Origin of the sequence: Bartonella sp. HY038, from assembly GCF_014117425.1 — a bacterium.
In the GTDB taxonomy this organism is placed as follows: domain Bacteria; phylum Pseudomonadota; class Alphaproteobacteria; order Rhizobiales; family Rhizobiaceae; genus HY038.
Window position 1 is genome coordinate 662,503 of record NZ_CP059725.1, and the last position, 18,330, is coordinate 680,832.

The 18,330-nt window shown below is 40.9% G+C and carries 10 protein-coding genes; 8 read left to right on the top strand and 2 right to left on the bottom strand.

The annotated features are described in order from the left end of the window. Nucleotides 1-166 precede the first annotated feature (166 nt). Both H3299_RS02720 and H3299_RS02725 read left to right on the top strand, forming a co-directional pair. Nucleotides 167-1,606, top strand: a complete 1,440-nt coding sequence (locus tag H3299_RS02720) for an NAD-dependent succinate-semialdehyde dehydrogenase (RefSeq protein WP_182418799.1) — start codon at nucleotides 167-169, stop codon at nucleotides 1,604-1,606. Between the two features lie 374 nt (nucleotides 1,607-1,980). Continuing rightward, the gene (locus H3299_RS02725; protein WP_182418800.1) at nucleotides 1,981-6,147 is read left to right on the top strand and encodes an ATP-binding protein; all 4,167 of its coding nucleotides are present in this window, start codon (nucleotides 1,981-1,983) and stop codon (nucleotides 6,145-6,147) included. Between the two features lie 46 nt (nucleotides 6,148-6,193). Here H3299_RS02725 and H3299_RS02730 read toward each other — a convergent pair whose 3' ends face one another. Beyond that, nucleotides 6,194-7,060 (bottom strand): NAD(P)-dependent oxidoreductase, encoded by an 867-nt coding sequence (locus H3299_RS02730; RefSeq protein WP_182418801.1) that lies wholly within the window; start codon nucleotides 7,058-7,060, stop codon nucleotides 6,194-6,196. A 338-nt stretch (nucleotides 7,061-7,398) separates the two neighbouring features. On the opposite strand from H3299_RS02730, the gene H3299_RS02735 reads away from it, so the two are divergent. From H3299_RS02735 to H3299_RS02760, 6 genes are all read left to right on the top strand, one after another. Continuing rightward, nucleotides 7,399-9,657 carry a TonB-dependent receptor domain-containing protein gene (locus H3299_RS02735; protein ID WP_246708120.1) on the top strand — a complete coding sequence of 753 codons (2,259 nt, stop codon included), beginning with the start codon at nucleotides 7,399-7,401 and terminating at the stop codon, nucleotides 9,655-9,657. Nucleotides 9,658-9,803: 146 nt separating this feature from the next. Beyond that, on the top strand, nucleotides 9,804-10,721 hold the full coding sequence (locus H3299_RS02740) for an alpha/beta hydrolase (protein WP_182418802.1): 918 nt from the start codon (nucleotides 9,804-9,806) through the stop codon (nucleotides 10,719-10,721). Nucleotides 10,722-10,976: 255 nt separating this feature from the next. Beyond that, nucleotides 10,977-11,918, top strand: coding sequence for a siderophore ABC transporter substrate-binding protein (locus H3299_RS02745; RefSeq protein ID WP_182418803.1), 942 nt, complete (start codon nucleotides 10,977-10,979; stop codon nucleotides 11,916-11,918). 334 nt (nucleotides 11,919-12,252) lie between these two features. Beyond that, nucleotides 12,253-13,209 (top strand): ABC transporter permease, encoded by a 957-nt coding sequence (locus tag H3299_RS02750; protein WP_182418804.1) that lies wholly within the window; start codon nucleotides 12,253-12,255, stop codon nucleotides 13,207-13,209. Further along, a complete protein-coding gene (locus H3299_RS02755; RefSeq protein ID WP_246708121.1) occupies nucleotides 13,202-14,164 on the top strand; it encodes an iron chelate uptake ABC transporter family permease subunit in 963 nt (320 codons plus the stop codon). Before H3299_RS02750 ends, H3299_RS02755 begins: the two co-directional genes overlap by 8 nt. Further along, nucleotides 14,161-14,919 carry an ABC transporter ATP-binding protein gene (locus H3299_RS02760; RefSeq protein WP_182418805.1) on the top strand — a complete coding sequence of 253 codons (759 nt, stop codon included), beginning with the start codon at nucleotides 14,161-14,163 and terminating at the stop codon, nucleotides 14,917-14,919. The genes H3299_RS02755 and H3299_RS02760 overlap by 4 nt, the downstream gene beginning before the upstream one ends. Nucleotides 14,920-15,064: 145 nt before the next feature. On the opposite strand, the gene H3299_RS02765 is transcribed toward H3299_RS02760, so the two are convergent. Then, the gene (locus H3299_RS02765; protein ID WP_182418806.1) at nucleotides 15,065-18,310 is read right to left on the bottom strand and encodes an autotransporter outer membrane beta-barrel domain-containing protein; all 3,246 of its coding nucleotides are present in this window, start codon (nucleotides 18,308-18,310) and stop codon (nucleotides 15,065-15,067) included. Nucleotides 18,311-18,330 lie beyond the last annotated feature (20 nt).

Consider the following 18,330-nt stretch of genomic DNA (forward strand, 5'->3'; position numbering starts at 1 on the left):
ATGCCTTTCGTCTATTAGCATTTAGTATTCAATAAAATGGTGGCCAGTTGTTTATTATCTGTAACATTATTACAGTATTTATAAATGATGATTTCTAATATTGACATTGCCATTTTATCCATGACAAGCTGGGCATAGAAATTTGACTTTCATAGTGGAGGAAATCATGCAAGGTCCATATCCCGATACACTTCTGTTAATTGACAATACGTGGCGCGAAAGTGAAGGCAATAAGAAAATGCCGGTTATTGATCCGGCAACAGAAGAAATTATTGGCCAAGTAAGTGTCGCATCGAATAATGACCTTGAAGCTGCTGCACAATCTATCGCTAAGGGGTTCGAAATTTGGAAGAATGTTTCACCTTTTGAGCGCGCTAAAATTATGCGTAAGGCGGCGCAATTATTACGCGAGCGCAGCCAGCTTATTGCTTGGTTTATGACACGCGAACAAGGCAAGCCTAGCGCGCAAGCCAAGATGGAAGTAATGGGCGCTGCTGATACTATCGATTGGTTCGCTGAAGAAGCGCGCCGTACCTATGGACAGATTATACCTGCACGCAGCACCAATGTAACCCAAATGGTGATTAAACGCCCTGTTGGACCTGTGGCAGCTTTTACGCCTTGGAATTTTCCAATTAACCAAGTTGTACGCAAATTATCTGCCGCCTTAGCTGCAGGTTGTAGCATTGTTATTAAAGCACCAGAAGAAACGCCGGCTTCTCCTGCTGCCATGATCAATTGTTTTATTGATGCTGGTGTGCCAGCAGGTGTCATCGCACTTGTTTTTGGTGTGCCTGCGCAAATATCAGAGTTCTTTATCGCTCATCCAGCTATTGAAAAAATATCATTTACTGGTTCAACTGCGGTTGGCAAACATCTTGCAAGCCTTGCTGGGCAACATATGAAAAAAGCGACGATGGAGCTAGGTGGACATGCGCCGGTTCTTGTTTTTGATGATGCTGATATTGATATTGCTGTAAGTACAATGGCGGCGTCCAAATTCCGCAATGCAGGTCAAGTATGTGCATCGCCAACTCGTTTTATCGTGCAAGATAACGTCTATGATGAATATGTTGAAAAATTCACCTTGGCTGCAAAAATGATGAATGTCGGCAACGGTTTAGAACAAGGTGTCGATATGGGACCGCTTGCCAATGACCGGCGTATTCCAGCTATGGAAAATATGTTGCAGGATGCAACTTCAAAGGGTGGTAAGGTTATTTTAGGTGGTAAGCGTATTGGTAATAAGGGCTATTTTTTCGAGCCAACGATCATTACCGATGTGCCAACTTCTGCCGAAATCATGAATGAAGAACCTTTTGGCCCGATAGCAATCATTAATCGCTATAAAACGGATGATGATATGTTTAACGAGGCCAATCGCCTGCGTTATGGGCTTGCATCTTATGCCTTTACCAAATCCGCAGCACGTGTCCATGCGCTGGGCAGTTTGGTTAATGCAGGTATGACCAGTATCAACCATAATGGCCTTGCCCTGCAAGAAGTTCCATTTGGCGGTATACGCGATTCCGGCTATGGCACAGAAGGTGGCTCGGAGGCTATAAACGCCTATCTTGATTTGAAATTTGTAACCGTTGCGGTTTAAATATTCATGAGACATTTCAGCGAGAGGTGCGAATCCCTTTCGCTGAAACTTTCATTCTAGCTTCTTTTGAGTGAATTTTGAGGCGTTGAAGCATGTTTTTCTTTGCTACACTTAGATTTACACGCTTTCAAAACAAGTAAATATTTAATGGAATTATCCAAAATAGATATATTATAAATTATCTTATTAATTTTCCATTGTGCCTTTGTAAAAAGCTAACTGCCTAATATATTGAAATTAAATAGTAAATTCTATTTTATTTGTTGCTGTATCAGCGCGTTAACTAAAAATCCATTTTTCCTTTTAAAATACATGCATAAGTTTGATTAAGGCTGTAAACTGGTAAAATAATTTTTGAACCAGGAATGATCACTATGGCAGCTCCGCATGCTTTTTTGGATATTTTAGCAAATCCGCAAGTGCGTGATGCATATCTTGCCGGCCGTATTTCTATTATTTTATCAAGCGATTTTGAAACTATTCTTTGGGCAAATGGAGCTGGTGCTCATTTTTTAGGTTTTCGTACCGTTGCAGATTCAATTGGTGTTGATAGTGGTTTTGATAATTTAACTCGTTTGCAAATTGAAAACGGTTTAGCCACAAAACGTGGTGTAAAAATTGGTGGTATCCCTGCCGCACAGTCTTTTTTAATTAATGCAATAGACATGGAGCATTTAGGGCAAGTGGTCTTCTTGCGTTCAATCGCAGCCGTTGCCTCTGATGCAGGTTTTGTAGATTTAACCAATGGTTTAGGAGATGAATTTACTGAGGCTGCAGTTTTAGATGTTTCGGGCAATATTTTGAGTGCAACCAAGGGTTTTCGACCCGATTTTGTTGTTGATGAAGATTTGATGGCATTGCTGCATGAAGCGCAATCGGGCGGTGGTGTAAAGAAGCGTTTGCTGAAAAATTATTCAGATATGCCTGTCGGTGTATTGGAACTCAACAAACAGCCGGCAATTTTTTTACTCATTGCGGCAAAGCCCAATGATGATAATGACAATGCTGACAAAGATGAAGTAAAACAGGAATTTGTTTTTGATGTAACGCGCTTTCCATTGCAATTTGCGTGGCAGCTTGATGAAAATAATTTTTTTATTGATGTTTCTCCGGAGTTGGAAACGGCTGTTGGCCCCCGCTTTGGAGATGTTATTGATAAATGTTTTACAAGCCTTGCCAAAGAATGGAATATGGACAGCAATGGAGCGATGCGGGCTTTATTAAAAAGCCATAAAGCCTGGTCGGAACGTAAGATATATTGGCCTGTTGAAGGCGGTGAAAGTCGGGTTGAAATTGAATTTTCAGCCTTGCCAATTTATTCACGGGATCGTGAATTTAGTGGCTATCGTGGTTTTGGTATAATAAATGAAGCAAAAATGACAGTAAAAGAAGAAGGATTGAACCTTGCACGCAATCGTGGTCCAAAAGGTTTAACCGCGCAAGAGCATGAAGCATTTACAATAATCGCCCGCAAATTGAAGGCTGATATTCTTGCCGTTGAATTACCAAGAAATCTGCGCCAAGCCAAAAATGATGAATATTTAAAAGCATCTTCGGCTAAACCCCGCTCTAGCGAAAAAGAACTGGGTGCTGATGAGGGGATTATCGCTGACGAAAATAATCAGCCCATAGTCTTCCAACCATCGCAGGCTAAACAGACGAATGCTATTATTGACAATATTCAAATTAGCAATAAGCAAGACAATAATAACGACCAACAAGACGATGCTTTAATTGGTACTGACAAAGTTATAGATAATTTGCCGGTAAATATTGAAGAAAAAATTGTTGCGTCATCAAAGTTAGATGTTGATGGTCTAGAAGATGGCGAAGAAAGTGATAGCAATACACATCATGATGTTGAGGACAGTGAAATTGCCCTTGATGATCAGCCATTAAACTTGCCTGAAGCTATTGAGCAAGAAGATAAAGTTTTGCCAGCTCTTTCAACTTTGCCAACGCTTGATGAAGAATATGGTTTTTCAAATGATGACGAGCCAGACACGCAAAACAGTGATCTGGCCATTGACGCCTTACTTAATCATTATGATAGTAATATATTATCAGGGGCTAGCTCTATACAGTTAAAAAGTACTGATGTGTTGCCAAAATTGCCTGAAAGGGTAATGAATACGCAAAAAAACAACTCGCCCAAAACGTCTCAAATGTCTAGCGAAGATGATTTGGTGATGGCGACATTGCCCGATGATGATCTTGAAACAGCATTGGAGCAAGAATGGGCTGAAGATGATTTGATTACTGAAACATCAGAAGACAGGCTTGATGTAAAAAAATTGGAAGATATAGAAGGCGATGAAGATAGGGAAATTCTGGCCGAAAAATCACAAGATGCCAAACAAAGATCTGATGTTACAGAAGCCGAAAACCTTGTAGAGCAAAAAGCTGAAATCAACGATCAAGATAGAGAAAACCAAGATACAGAAAACCAAGTCACAGGAAAGAAGAGCACTGACTTGGTTGATAGTGACGATGATGGTGATCTTAATGTCGTGGTTGAAGCAAAGGATCACAATGAAGAGGAATTGGGTACGATAGAAGAAGGAGATAAAGAGGAAACGCCGCAAACTATTGAGGAGGCCTTGGCAGCTTTACGTCGCTCGCTGGAAGCAAATGGTGTTGAAGCAATAGAACCGCGTGAAGAGCAAGACCTTAATTTTTGGGATGACAGTGCTATTGAAGAAATCGAGCTTGATGATCAGTCGAAAAGCAATGCCTTTGTTGAAGATATTTCCCCCAATATTGATGAGCTAATGCGGCAAGCAACTTTCTTAGATGAAGACAATCAATCCAATTCCTCTTCTTTACCGATATTAGGCGAAGATATTGGATTGGATGAAAGGGCAGGGGAAAGCCCAAATCAATATCCAGAGCATGACAGCAGCCCATTAGCGCTTGAAACTGAAGAGAGCGATATACCTGATGGACATCGCAGCCGCTTAAATCTACGTCCTGCCGAAAAGCTCGAAATATTTGGTGCGGGTGCATTGGATGCTGGCAAGACTTCACAGTCTCCCCATGATATGGCTTTGCCTATTATACCTTCTCCGCGTATCGAATTTACATTGCTACAGCATTTGCCTTTACCCATTCTTATTTATCGTGATAATCGAGTTCTATTTGCAAGTGACGAATTATTGCGCTTAACCGGTTTTCCAACCCTTGATTCATTTAGGGCTCACGGGATTTTATCAGTTATCTTACGGGAATGGTTGCCGCGTAATATTCTCATTGGTAGTAATGATCAGATCTGGTCAGTACGTCCGCAAATGCGTGGTGTTACTTGGGCAGATGGCCGTGAAGCTTCAATGATTTCTTTTGGTAATCTTGAAAAACAAGATTCTATTGATCGGGAAGATTTTGAGGCTTTGCAGCGTAAAGCAGTGGAATTATCCATATTATTGAATTTAATTTCAGATGGCGTTCTTATTGTTGACGATACTGGACTTATTCATTCGGTCAATGAAGCGGCGCAACGCATGCTTGGTTTTGATGCTGATGAAATTAAAGGGCGCAATTTTGTCCAGTTCTTTAGTCCTAAAAGTGTTGATATGGTCAACCAATATTTCGATACGGTTAGGCAAAGTAATGACAAGCCCCCTTTTGGTGAGGGCTACGAGTTTGAGGCAAAGCGCAGTGATGGCGACGCTATAAGCCTATTTGTAAGTTTTGGAAAAATGGAGCTCGATGAGGGCTATTTCCTTATGCTGCGTGATTTAAGTGTTATCCATTCCGCTGCATCTGAGTTGGTGGTCGCGCGCCATCAAGCAGAGGAGGAGTCTTTGCGTAAATCGCGTTATCTTGCCTTGGTAAGTCATGAAATTCGCACGCCGCTTAACGCGATAATAGGTCTTTCTGAACTTATTTTGGAAGAAAAATTCGGCTCTCTTAATAATGATCGCTATCGCGGTTATTTGCGTGATATTGTCAATTCTGGTGGCCATATCATGACGCTTATCAATGATTTGCTTGATGCAGCCAAAATTGCTGAAGGGCGTACCACAATTGATATTCGTAATGTCTCAATAGTGCCTATTTTAAAAGAGGTTTTGGGGCTAATGGCGCCGCAAGCCAATACTGGTCGCATCATTATGCGCTCAAATATAGCTCATGACTTGCCCGATATTGCTGCTGATAAACGTTCTGTAAAGCAGATAATTCTTAATCTCTTGTCCAATGCTATTCGGTTTACACCGCCAGGTGGTCAAATTATTATTTCAGCCTTGCGTCATGAAAATGCCGGTGTATTATTGCGCGTTCGTGATAGTGGTATTGGTATGAGTGAAAACGAAATGGAAGAAGCAATGCTGCCCTTCCATCAAATTTCACGCCCCTTACAAAATGATAGTATCGATGATAATATTGATCGTGGCACAGGCCTTGGTTTACCGCTAACTAAGGCATTAGCAGATGCTAATAATGCGCGTTTTAATCTTTATTCTGAAACTGGTAAAGGCACCGTTGCCGAAATTGTTTTTGCATTGGCGGTTAATCGCCTTGATGATGAACCAATGGATAGTTAAACTATAGGGAGCTAAAAATTAGTAGCTCCCTATATTAGTTTTGACCCTAGTCACGCAAGCGGGTAATAAGGCTTGATGTATCAAAACGGTTATTGCCGGCGCGCTGGATGTCAGCATAAAATTGATCAATCAAAGCAGTGATTGGCAAGGTGGAGCCATTATATCTTGCTTCATTAAGACAGATGCCTAGGTCTTTGCGCATAAGATCAACCGCAAAGCCAAAATCAAATTTATTGTCAACCATGGTATTGCCACGGTTTTCCATTTGCCATGAACCAGCAGCACCCTTTGATAAGACTTCTATCACCGATTTCATGTCAAGTCCGGCATTTACGCCAAATTGTAAGCCTTCCGATAGGCCTTGTACAATGCCCGCAAGACAAATTTGGTTGACCATTTTGCACAATTGACCAGATCCGGCCGGCCCCATAAGCCGCACTGAAACCGCATAGCTGTCAATTGCCTTTTCAATCTTTTCATATATTGCTTGGTCACCGCCACACATTACAGTAAGTTTGCCATTTTCTGCGCCAGCTTGGCCACCAGAAACTGGTGCATCTATAAAGTTAAGCTCACATTTTTGCGCTTCCTCATAAAGCTTGCGCGCAACCTCTGCAGAGGCGGTGGTATGATCAACAAAAATGGCCCCTTTGTTCATTGCTTTAAAAGCCCCATTGTCACCAAGGGTAATTTCAATAAGATCCTTATCATTGCCAACGCAAGAAAAAACAATATCTTGTCCTTTGGCGGCCTCAGACGGTGTATCAGCACTCTTACCTTGATAGGTGGTGACCCAATGGTCAGCTTTGGTTTTCGTGCGATTATAAACAGTCACCTCATAACCAGCTTTTGCCAAATGCCCGGCCATAGGAAAGCCCATGACACCAAGCCCTAAAAATGCAATTTTTTTCATACCCACTCCCTATAGAACTCTTTTTCAAATTAAGGCAATATCATGCCTTATTCATTTTTATACTTCAAATAAAACAATCCTACACTATTTTCGAAAACACTTAAATTAATTCTTTGATATTACAGTAAATTCGCGCGTTGAACAATTCTATATTTATTGAGTAATACACATGTGTTTTCTAAATTATTTGTAATGTTTCCTTTATTTTGAACAAATTTTGACAAAATTTCACCTTGTTTAGAGGGGTTAAAAATAACGCTATTGACATGACAATGTTTTTACTTTTGTAAAAGATGATAAATTAAATCATGTTATCTTGGCAGAGGTATTGGAAAGCTATGAAATTGAAAGCAATGTTAAGCGGAACGAGCTGTCGGCGTAGATTGGCGTCTATTTTGTCTGTTCTAACTATTTCTACTTCAGCAATCGTATTAGCAAGCCCAGCAATTGCGCAAACCACACCAGCACAAAGCCGTACCACACGCCATACTAATGCACAGCAAGTTGCCGAAACTGTAGCAACACAGGGCGAAACAACACAAACAGCAACAAGTGAAGAAGCAAGCGATGAAAATGCTTCAACGCGTTTGCAAACCGTTGTTGTAACTGCAACCGGTTTTGAGCAGACGGTTAATGATGCCCCTGCAAGCATCACGGTTATTCCGCGAGAAGAGCTTGAAAAAGGATCATTCCGCGATCTAGGTGATGCGTTGCGTAATGTTCAAGGCGTTGCCGTCACTGGGTCGGCTGCTGAGCAGGATATCTTTATCCGTGGTCTTCCAGGTGCCTATACACTCATTTTAGTTGATGGTAAAAGACAAAGCACTCGTGATGCTCGCACTAATGGTAATTCTGGTTTTGAGCAAAGCTTTGTTCCACCAGCTGGCGCTATTGAGCGGATCGAAGTCGTGCGCGGGCCTATGTCCTCGCTTTACGGCTCAGATGCTATGGGCGGCGTTATCAATATTATAACCCGTAAAGTTCCAGAAAAATGGACCGGAACAATAACGGTTGATGGTACGGCTAACCAGCATAGCGAATATGGTAATAGTGCGCAGGTAAGCTATTATGCTGCTGGTCCCTTGCAACCTGATGTAATAGGCTTGCAATTATGGGGGCGTGGCATGGGCCGCGAGGAAGACGCAATTGTCTCTGGTACACCAAAGAAAAAAGAAATTGATATTACGGGCCGCGTCACGGTTACTCCCAATAAGGATCACGACTTAACCTTTGAAGCTGGTACAACAAAGCTGAAGCGCTTTAGCACAGTTGGCAATAATATTGAACGCTCGGTCAATAATAATCGCGCCGCTGTTGATACCTACAATCTAAATACGCGTGACCATTTATCTTTTGGTTACACTGGGCGCCTTGGTTGGACAACTGCAGAGTTTTCAGTGCTTCAAGAAACGGCTAAGCGTGAAAGCTATACTTGGAATAATAATACGCAAGATTTCGTTGCTAATTTGCGTGCGCCAACTATTCGCAATACTATTATTGATGGCAAATTCACCACACCGTTCAGCCTAGCGGGTAACCATACACTTGTTACCGGCGCTCAGTTCATTCGCAATGATTTAACCGATCAAAACCCAGGCTTACGCACTGCGCAAGATGAAAAATTTGATGTGACGCAATGGGCATTGTTTGGTGAAGATGAATGGTGGATTAGCAATTCATTTTCAATAACCGGTGGTTTGCGTATGGATCACCATGAAATTTATGGCACCCATTGGAGTCCACGTGGTTATGCAGTTTGGCATGCAACTGATAATATTACTTTAAAGGGTGGTATCTCAACTGGTTTCCGTGCTCCTGAAATACGTCAAATTGCCCCTGGTTATGCTTATACGACAGGTGGCGGCAATTGTTTTTATGGGCAAAATCCCCCAAGTGGCCGTGGTCGTTGCGGTGTTATTATCGGTTCAAGCGGTTTGCAACCAGAAAAGAGCACATCTTATGAATTTGCGGCCCTATATGACAATCTTGAAAACTTACAGCTTGGTGCAACTTATTTCTATACAGATTTTAAGGATAAGATAAGCAACCAACAGGTTGTTGATGCAAATGGTAATCTTGCTGAATGGTCGGTAGACCCAAATTATGTCTTGTGGGAATTTATCAATATTGACGATGCGGTTATGCAAGGTGTGGAATTAACCGGAACTTGGTCGCCAATTGAAGCTGTTTCTTTGCGTGGAAATTATACCTACACCCATTCAGAGCAAAAAACTGGTGATTATAAGGGCTTACCACTTGCTCGTACACCAGAACACATGGGTAGTATACGTGCCGATTGGCATACACCGGTTGACGGGTTAGATGCTTGGGCTGGCGGTAATTATCACGGTAAGGAAACCAATGCTGGTTTACGTATTGGTGCAGCTGGAACGGCTGTTGTTCGTAATGGCCAAGTGGTTGCCCGTGAATATAAGGATTATTTCACCTTTGATATTGGTGGCAGCTATAAGTTTAGTGACTATGTTTCATTAAATGCAGCAGTTTATAATCTTTTTGATAAACGCGTCAGTGTTGACGAATTTAATAATGTGGTTGAAGGCCGGCGCCTTTGGGTGTCAATGACGTCCAACTTTTAAATTAAATAGCGGGTAAGTTGGTAAATATACTGCAATGCTTTGCTAATTTACCCGTAAATTGAAAAATAATGAACCCTTTGTCCGTAAATATTAAAAATATAGGTTAAACTCAATTGCGTAGAATTTTAACACTGTTTGGCTCATGCATGCTGACGATCTTGGTCATGCAACCATGTTTTGCGCAAAGTGAAAAAGTAACAGCCATTCACAGCGAAGCATTGAATATGGATATTCGTCATTTTGATATAAAAATTACGCCAACCAATAATGCATCGCGTTCGATAGATACGGAAAAAGCTGATCTGGAAAGTTATCGCATCTTTGTCGCTACTCCCAAACAGTCAGCGCCGCAAGATGGTTGGCCAGTCGTTTGGTTGCTTGATGGAAATATGACGTTTGATTATGCGGTTAAAAATAAACCAGATGCGATTATTGTTGCTATTGGTTACCCTTTAGACAATAGAGACGAAATCGTAACGCGGCGCTATTATGACCTCACCGAAAAGGCAAAGCCTGAAAATTTCCCACATAGGGAGGGAAAAACTCCACCCAATACAGGTGGGCGCGCTGCATTTAGCCGTTTTATTATGGATGACTTACGTCCATTAATAAAAAAGCAATATAATATAAATGATAATCAACAAATTCTATATGGCCATTCCTTGGGTGGATTATTTGTTTTACATGAAATGCTAGATGGTCGCCAGCGTTATAATATTTATTGCGCCGCAGATCCGTCCATTTGGTGGAGTAAGCATGGCATATTAGAACGTTTTAAAGCGGAACCATTATTTGCTGATACGAATAATAATCAAAAAACTTATCTGCTTATTTCTGCTTCGGGTAAGCGTGCGCAACGAGCGCAACTATCGCCCGAGGAAGCCAAAAAACTTGCAGAAACTCGTGGTGGTCCCAATGGCAAATATGTGTTTGATTTATTGAAACAATATCCATTTATAGAAGAAAATTATCAGCTTTATGAAAATGATAGTCATGGCACCATGGTTGAGCCATCGGTTCATGATTGTTTGAAATTTGCCAAAATCAAGCTCAATAATGATTAAAGGTCGATTTTAAACTGGGTAAAAGGCTTCAGCAAAATTGCATAAGGCTTTTGAAATAAATATAAAGGTGAATTTCAGTGTATAGTTTCATAGGCTAAAATTTGGGGGATCTAAGTCAGTTCAAGGAATTGAAGATTGGTTTATGAGAGATTTAGAGCAATTAGGATTTTATAAAGAAACTAAGTTTGCTTTAGGTGATTAGGTGATGCCTAATTATAAATGTAGTTTTCTAACAATGAAAGCAAGGATGATTAAATGGTAACGAAACGTAAATTCCTTATTGGTGCTGTTTTTAGCACTATGTTGGCAATGGCAGGCTTTAGCACACCATCATTTGCAGAAAATATTAAGATTACCCATGCATCAGGTGAAAGCGAAGTGCCGCTTCAACCTAAAAAAGTTGTGGTCTTTGATCTTGCAAGCCTTGATAATCTTCAGCGCCTTGGTGCAGGTGATACGGTCATTGCTCTACCAGAAATTGGTTTGCCTAAATATCTTGAAGCCTTTAGCGATGAAAAAATTACCAAAGTTGGTACACTTTTCGAGCCAAATTATGAGCTTATCGCTTCGCTTAAACCCGACCTTATTATTGCTGGCGGTCGTTCACAGCCAAAGCTTAAAGAATTAGCAGCTATTGCGCCAACTATTGATACAACTGTATCAACAGATAATTATCTTGGCGATGTTGATCGTAATGTTGAAATTTTAGGTAAGATTTTTGGCAAGGAAGCGGAAGCTAAGGCCGAAATCGAAAAGCTTGCCGCAACTCTTGCTGAAGTGAAAAAAGAAGCAGATGGCAAGGGCAATGGTCTGCTTATTTTAACAACTGGCGGTAAAATGAGTGCATTTGGCCCAGGCTCACGCTTTGGTCTACTTTATTCAGGCTTTGGCGTTTCTCCAGCTGTTGCAGATCTACCCGTTGGTCGCCATGGCCAGCCAATTTCATCTGAATATATTTTGGAAAAAAATCCTGATTGGCTTTTCGTTATTGACCGTGATGCTGCTATTGGTCGTGAAGGTCAGTCTGCCGCTCAAATGCTTGATAATCCAGTTGTTAATGAATCAAAAGTTGCACAAAAAAAGCATATTGTTTATCTTGATCCACAAAACTGGTACCTCGTTGGCGGTGGTTTAAGTGGTCTTCACGAAACAGCAGACCAATTGATGAAAGCCTTTAAAGCTGCTGATGCAAAATAAATTGTTATTGGCAGAATCTATCATTTATCGTTTTTGTTGATAGACTTTATTACAATATTCAATTTTGAGTTTTTTAAAGCGGGCACCATAAAGGCCCGCTTTTCTTTTAAATAATTGGTTAGCACGCGAATTCCTTTTTTGTGTTTATCACACGGTGCCATAAAATCCCTGTTAAAAAGACGAATAAAACCAAAAAAGGCAATTTTAAAAAGTTGATTAAAATATACTTGTTTTATATGACTAATCATTCAAACTAGATTTCACTTAATCATTTGGGAATAAGCAGTTGGGGCAAAACCTGCTTATTATATAACAACATGCTGGGAATAATTTCTTGGGAAAGCTAATTGGCGGATTATTAATTGTCTGCATTCTCGCCCTTTGCAGTATATTTGTTGGTGTTAGCGATGTTACGCCATCAAGGCTTTGGGCGCTTGACCCTTATGCTTGGAATGTTTTTTGGGCAACACGTATTCCACGAACTGCTGCGCTTATTCTTGTTGGCGTTGCCATGACTATTTCTGGCACAATCATGCAGCTTTTGGCTCGTAATCGTTTTGTTGAGCCGTCTACTGCTGGTACGGTAGATTCTGCATCCTTAGGAATTTTAACCGTTTTATTATTAGCACCTGATTTGCCTGTTATCTTAAAAGCTGCTGTCGCAGCTTTATTTGCGCTCATTGGCACATTAATCTTTATGGCAATTTTACGCCGTATACCATTGCGGTCAGCTTTATTGGTGCCATTGGTTGGTATTATGCTTGGCGGGGTTATCGGGTCGATTAGTACATTTTTTGCCTATAAACACGATAAGATCCAATCTCTGCAAGCATGGATGTCCGGCGATTTTTCAAGTGTGATGCAAGGACAGTATGAACTTTTGTGGATTGCGGCGCCACTTGTATTGCTTGCCTATATTGCCGCAGACCGTTTTACTGTTGCAGGCCTTGGTGAAGATTTTACCACTAATCTTGGGGTTAACTATCGGCGTATTGTTATGATGGGGCTTATAATTGTTGCAATGACCACAGCACTGGTTGTGGTAACTGTTGGGCAAATTCCATTTTTGGGCCTTATTGTACCCAATATTGTTGCGCTATTCATTGGTGATAATATGCGGCGCGCCGTGCCTTGGGTTGCACTTTTGGGCGCATCAGCGGTGTTATCTTGTGATATAATGAGCCGCTTAATCAATTATCCTTTTGAAATTCCAATCAGTACCATTTTGGGTGTGGTTGGTAGCGGTATTTTCCTTTTCCTCCTATTAAGAAGGGGAAACCGTTTTGCTTAAATCTATCAATAGACCTGCTTATATTATTGCACTATTAGTCGTAATTGCTGTCGTTTTTAGCATATTTTTTATGTCGTGGAACTTGCTTGGCAATATGTCCTTTGCATTAACACTACGTGGTAAATCGCTCATTTCACTTGTCATTGTTGGCTATGCGATTGCTATTTCAACAGTGCTTTTTCAAACAGTTACCAATAATCGTATTTTGACACCGTCTATCATGGGCTTTGACCAATTATACCTTTTGGCGCAAACAGTGGTTGTTTATTCGGTTGGTGTCTCAGGGCTTGCGTTGGTAAGCAGTGTTACTGGCTTTATTATCCAAACACTTATTTTGGTTGTTTTTGCTACGACATTATTCAGGTGGCTATTTGCTGGTGAGAATAAAAGCCTGCATCTTGTTTTATTAGTAGGTATTGTACTTGGCACATTTTTCCGCAGCTTAAATGTTCTCTTGCAAAGAAAAATTGATCCAGATTCATTTGTAGGGTTACAAGAGCGTTTCTTTGCCAATTTCAATAGCGTTAACTCCGATGCGCTTTTACCAGCCTTTTGCATTATTCTGGTTGTGAGTATTTTTGTTTTTGCCAAGCGTAATTGCCTTGATACTTTGGCATTGGGGCGTGAAATCTCAATTAACCTTGGTGTTGATTATAAGAAAAATGTCACGTTCATTTTAATGCTAGTAACTATTCTTGTTTCTGTCTCAACAGCACTGGTTGGGCCAGTTCTCTTTTTCGGATTATTGGTCGCAAGTCTTGCCTACCAGCTTGCAGGCAGCTATCGACATATTATTATTTTACCAATTGCTGCGCTTTTGGCCATAATAAGCTTAGTTGGCGGTCAATTCATTATGACACATGTCTTTAACCTTGGCGTGCCGCTTGCGGTAATTATAGAATTTATTGGTGGTATTGTCTTTATCTGCCTGCTTTTGAGGGGATCCTTGCGATGATTGAAATTAAAGGTGTGTCGAAAGCCTATAATGACCGCTTGGTAGTTGATGATGTCCATCTTACAATACCAGCGCAAGGCATTACCTCGATTATTGGGCCTAACGGCGCAGGTAAGTCAACATTGCTAACGATGGCAAGCCGTTTAACACCGATGGATAAAGGCGAAATTTCGGTTGGGGGTCTTGATATTTTAAAAACCCCGAGTGATGAGCTTGCTAAACGGCTTTCAATTTTGCGACAAGAAAATGTCTTAACATCACGTTTAACCGTGCGTGAATTGGTTACTTTTGGTCGCTACCCTTATAGTAAGGGGCGGCCAACGTTGGAAGATAGGCAATTTGTCGATTCCGCAATCCGTTATCTTGGCCTTGAAGATTTGCAAAATCGCTTTCTTGATCAATTATCGGGCGGCCAGCGTCAACGCGCATTTGTTGCCATGGTTATTTGTCAAGATACTGATTACGTCCTGCTAGACGAGCCACTTAACAATCTTGATATGAACCATTCTGTTTCGATGATGAAGCAATTGCGCCGCGCTGCTGATGAGCTTGGCAAAACTATTGTTATTGTTGTTCATGATATTAATTTTGCATCTTGCTATTCAGATACCATTGTCGCTATGCGTGATGGCAAACTTATTGCGAAAGGATCGCCAAGCGAAATCATTGAAACCGATTGTTTAAAAGCAATTTATGATATGGATATTAATGTGCGAGAGATAAATGGCAATCGTATTGCTATTTATTATTCCTGATAATTTTTATGATTTTGCGTTGAAAAATGTGGCAAGACTAAAAGTCAAAGCAAGTTGATGCAGCATTTCATTCTTTAACTTATTCAATAATTAGGGCATATTAGAAATATAATTCTATTTCAAATATGCCCTATTTTTTTGATGGTTAAAACTGATATTTTATTTTGATACCGCCACCACCACCATGACGTTGACCAACAAAAGCTTGGCCGTTAACATTAATGTTAAAAGCCTCATTATTGGCTATCGGCTGGAGATTGAAACCAGCTTCAAATATACCTGAACCTCCCTTTAATGATGGCTTATCAAGTTTAAATTCATAAGCAGTTGCTGCAATTGTGCCATTAAATTCATGTTCATAGGCCGCACCAATATAGGGTTTAAATTGTTCGCTATAGGTATAGCTGTATCGGCTACCTAGCTGTATGCGAGAGCTGGTCGCGCTATCAAAGTGTAACTTTTCAGAGCCAATTGAAACCGTATCGCTATCCATGCGCGTCCATAAATAGCGCCCATAAACATCAAGCGCCTGCTTTTCATCAAAATTAAAAACATAACCAATAGCGCCATGACCTCCAACATATTTACCTTTGCTATCATAAGAACCGTGATAGCTAATTGATGATTCTTTAAGAGCACTTAAAGTGTTGCCGACATTAAAACTATTATTTATTTGTCCAGCGCGTATTGAAGCTTCTAGATAAATACCATCGGCTTGATCAGGTGTAAAATTGACAACGCGGCCAAGACCAGTTCCCTTTAAGTCAATGCGACCAAAAATGCCGGCACCTTTATAATTGCCATTCCCATCACCATGAACGGAAGAAAAATTGGTAAAGTTGTTATAGGTGTCATAAGTGCCATGACCATATTCAAAAAATAGGCCAATGGTGGCTTTGTGGCCGGCGTTAAAATCAAAGCCAGTAGCAACGCCAACTGCCATATTAAAACCTTTAATATCAACATGGCTACCTGTATTATATATTTGTGATGAACCATTGGCGATCATAAAAGGTATAAAAGCTGGACGATTTATATTATCATCATTTGCGCGCACCATAATACGTATTTTATCAATTCCAGCTGTTGAAATAAGATCACTCCCTTGATTGAGAAATCCTAACATTGCTGCTCGACCTTCCGAATATGATTTTGATTGGGGATTTATTTGAGCTGCAGATTGATTATTGTTAGGATTAGACGGCTTAGGATTCTCTGGAGTAGGCTCTGCTGGTTGATTAGGATTCTCCGGAATAGGCTCTGTTGGTTGTTTAGGATTCTCTGGAGTAGGCTCTGCTGGTTGAGGTGTTATATCTGCTTTATTGTTAATAGTTAAAACAAGTGCTTTATTATCATCAATTAACTGTTGTTCTAAACTTGCTTGATAGATAATAAATTGGCCTTGTTGAATGACATAATTATTCAATGCAGTCCAAGTACCTTGGGTCTTTGTAATAAAAATAATTTTATCACCATTATAAAGACGATTATTACTCATCTGCATATTTGCAATTGTATGTTTGGTGTTTGTCAAATCAACAGCTTGGCCATTACTAGAAATTGTTATAAGTCTATCTTCATTTGTTACATCGCTTGGCAAAGTCCAATTATAATTTTCAAAATTATAAATTCCAGATACTGTACCGCTATAACCTATCAAATTTAGTGTATTGCCGGAAATTACTTTATTAAAAATATCTTGAGAGTTGGCATTTGAATCATTAAAACTAAGCCCAGTGTCATCTATACTTTTACCGCCCCAAATCGCGCCATATTGCATGACATCAGAAATATTGTGACCTATAACAATTTGCTTTCCTTTCAATGTTACTATATTATTTATAGCTACATTGCCAGTACTATAACCGCCAAAAATGTCGCCCCAGATGGCCGATGCCCCTGAAATCGATACTTCATTATTGATAACTGCACCGCCAGAACCTTTTGTGCTACCATTGCTAATAGCGCCGCCACCGATGCTTAAGCCACCAAAGATACTTCCTCCCTCCATGCCTTCTGAGCCGCTGATGTCTGAAGAACCTCCGTCGCCGCCGATGATAGTAACATTTGTTAGTGAAACTTTGTTATCGCTTACCGTTCCTCCAGAACCTCCGGTGCCCATGTAAGCGCCTCCTATGCCCCCCATACTTAAGCCACCATAAACGCCTCCACCTCCAATTCCGCCAGTGCTTGCGTAGCTTCCTATGCCACCGCTACCACCCTGAAGCGCTACATCTGTTAATATAACTGTGTTATTGTTTACATCCCCACCTAAACCACCAATTATATCATGAGCATTGTTGCCGATACTTAACCCACCATAAACACTGCCACCTCCCAAACCTCCAGTACCATAAATACTACCAAAACCACCAGTGCTACCATTACCACCCTTAAGGGCTGTGTTGGTTAATATCACCATATTATTATTTACCTGGCCGCCAGATCCGGCGTTGCTTTGATCGCCACTATTCCCGCCCATACTTAAACCACCATAAACGCTACCGCCGCCAAAGCCGCCAAAGCCCCCGGCGCTATTACTTGCAAAGCCACCCGAACCGCCATTTGCTCCTATAAGAGCTACATCTGTCAAGGTAACGGTGTTATAGCTTACGAGACCACCAGAGCCTCCTGCACGCTTAAAGCCGCCTGTACCACCAATACTTAGGCCACCCAAAATACTTGCGCCACCAATGCCGCCCATACCGCCGCCGCCGCCCATCGATGATCCGCCACCGCCACCATTGGCTCCTGTAAGGGTTACATCTTTTAGTGAAACTGAATTATTAGTTACTTCACCACCAAAACCACCAGTACCCTCAGAAGCGCCTGCACCGCCTATACTTAAACCACCATAAATACTTCCACCACCAAAGCCTCCTGAACCGCCGCCGTCGCCGAAATGTTCTCCATTTGCACCTTCCACTGCATTATTCGTTACCCCACTCCAATCGTATGCGATGTGATGCATCAAAACTTTATTGTTTTCGATACGATTACCGGCGATGCCATTTTGAGTGCCCGTTGTAAGGGGTGTCCCAGCATCTCCTATATTTACACCACCATAAATAATATAAGGAGCAATGATGTCGCCTAGGTTAGGTTGTGTATTCCAATTTGCTTGAACTGCAGCATCAACATCGCCTATCCTAATCATATTTCCAGTATAACTACTTTGTGAAAAAAGACTTTTATATTTTTCACTATTATCTGAGATAGCAGTTGGGTCTTTTTTAAAGCTGGTTGATGCGCTTGTTCCTGTATATATAATATCTTCGGCAACAGCATTTGGTATACCCATGCAGCTTAGCCCAGTTGTACTAAGCGCAATTATAATAGAAAAACGTGAAATTGAGCCTTTAAGGCAACAATAATTATTCAAAGAACTCATGATAAGTTTTTCCTATACGA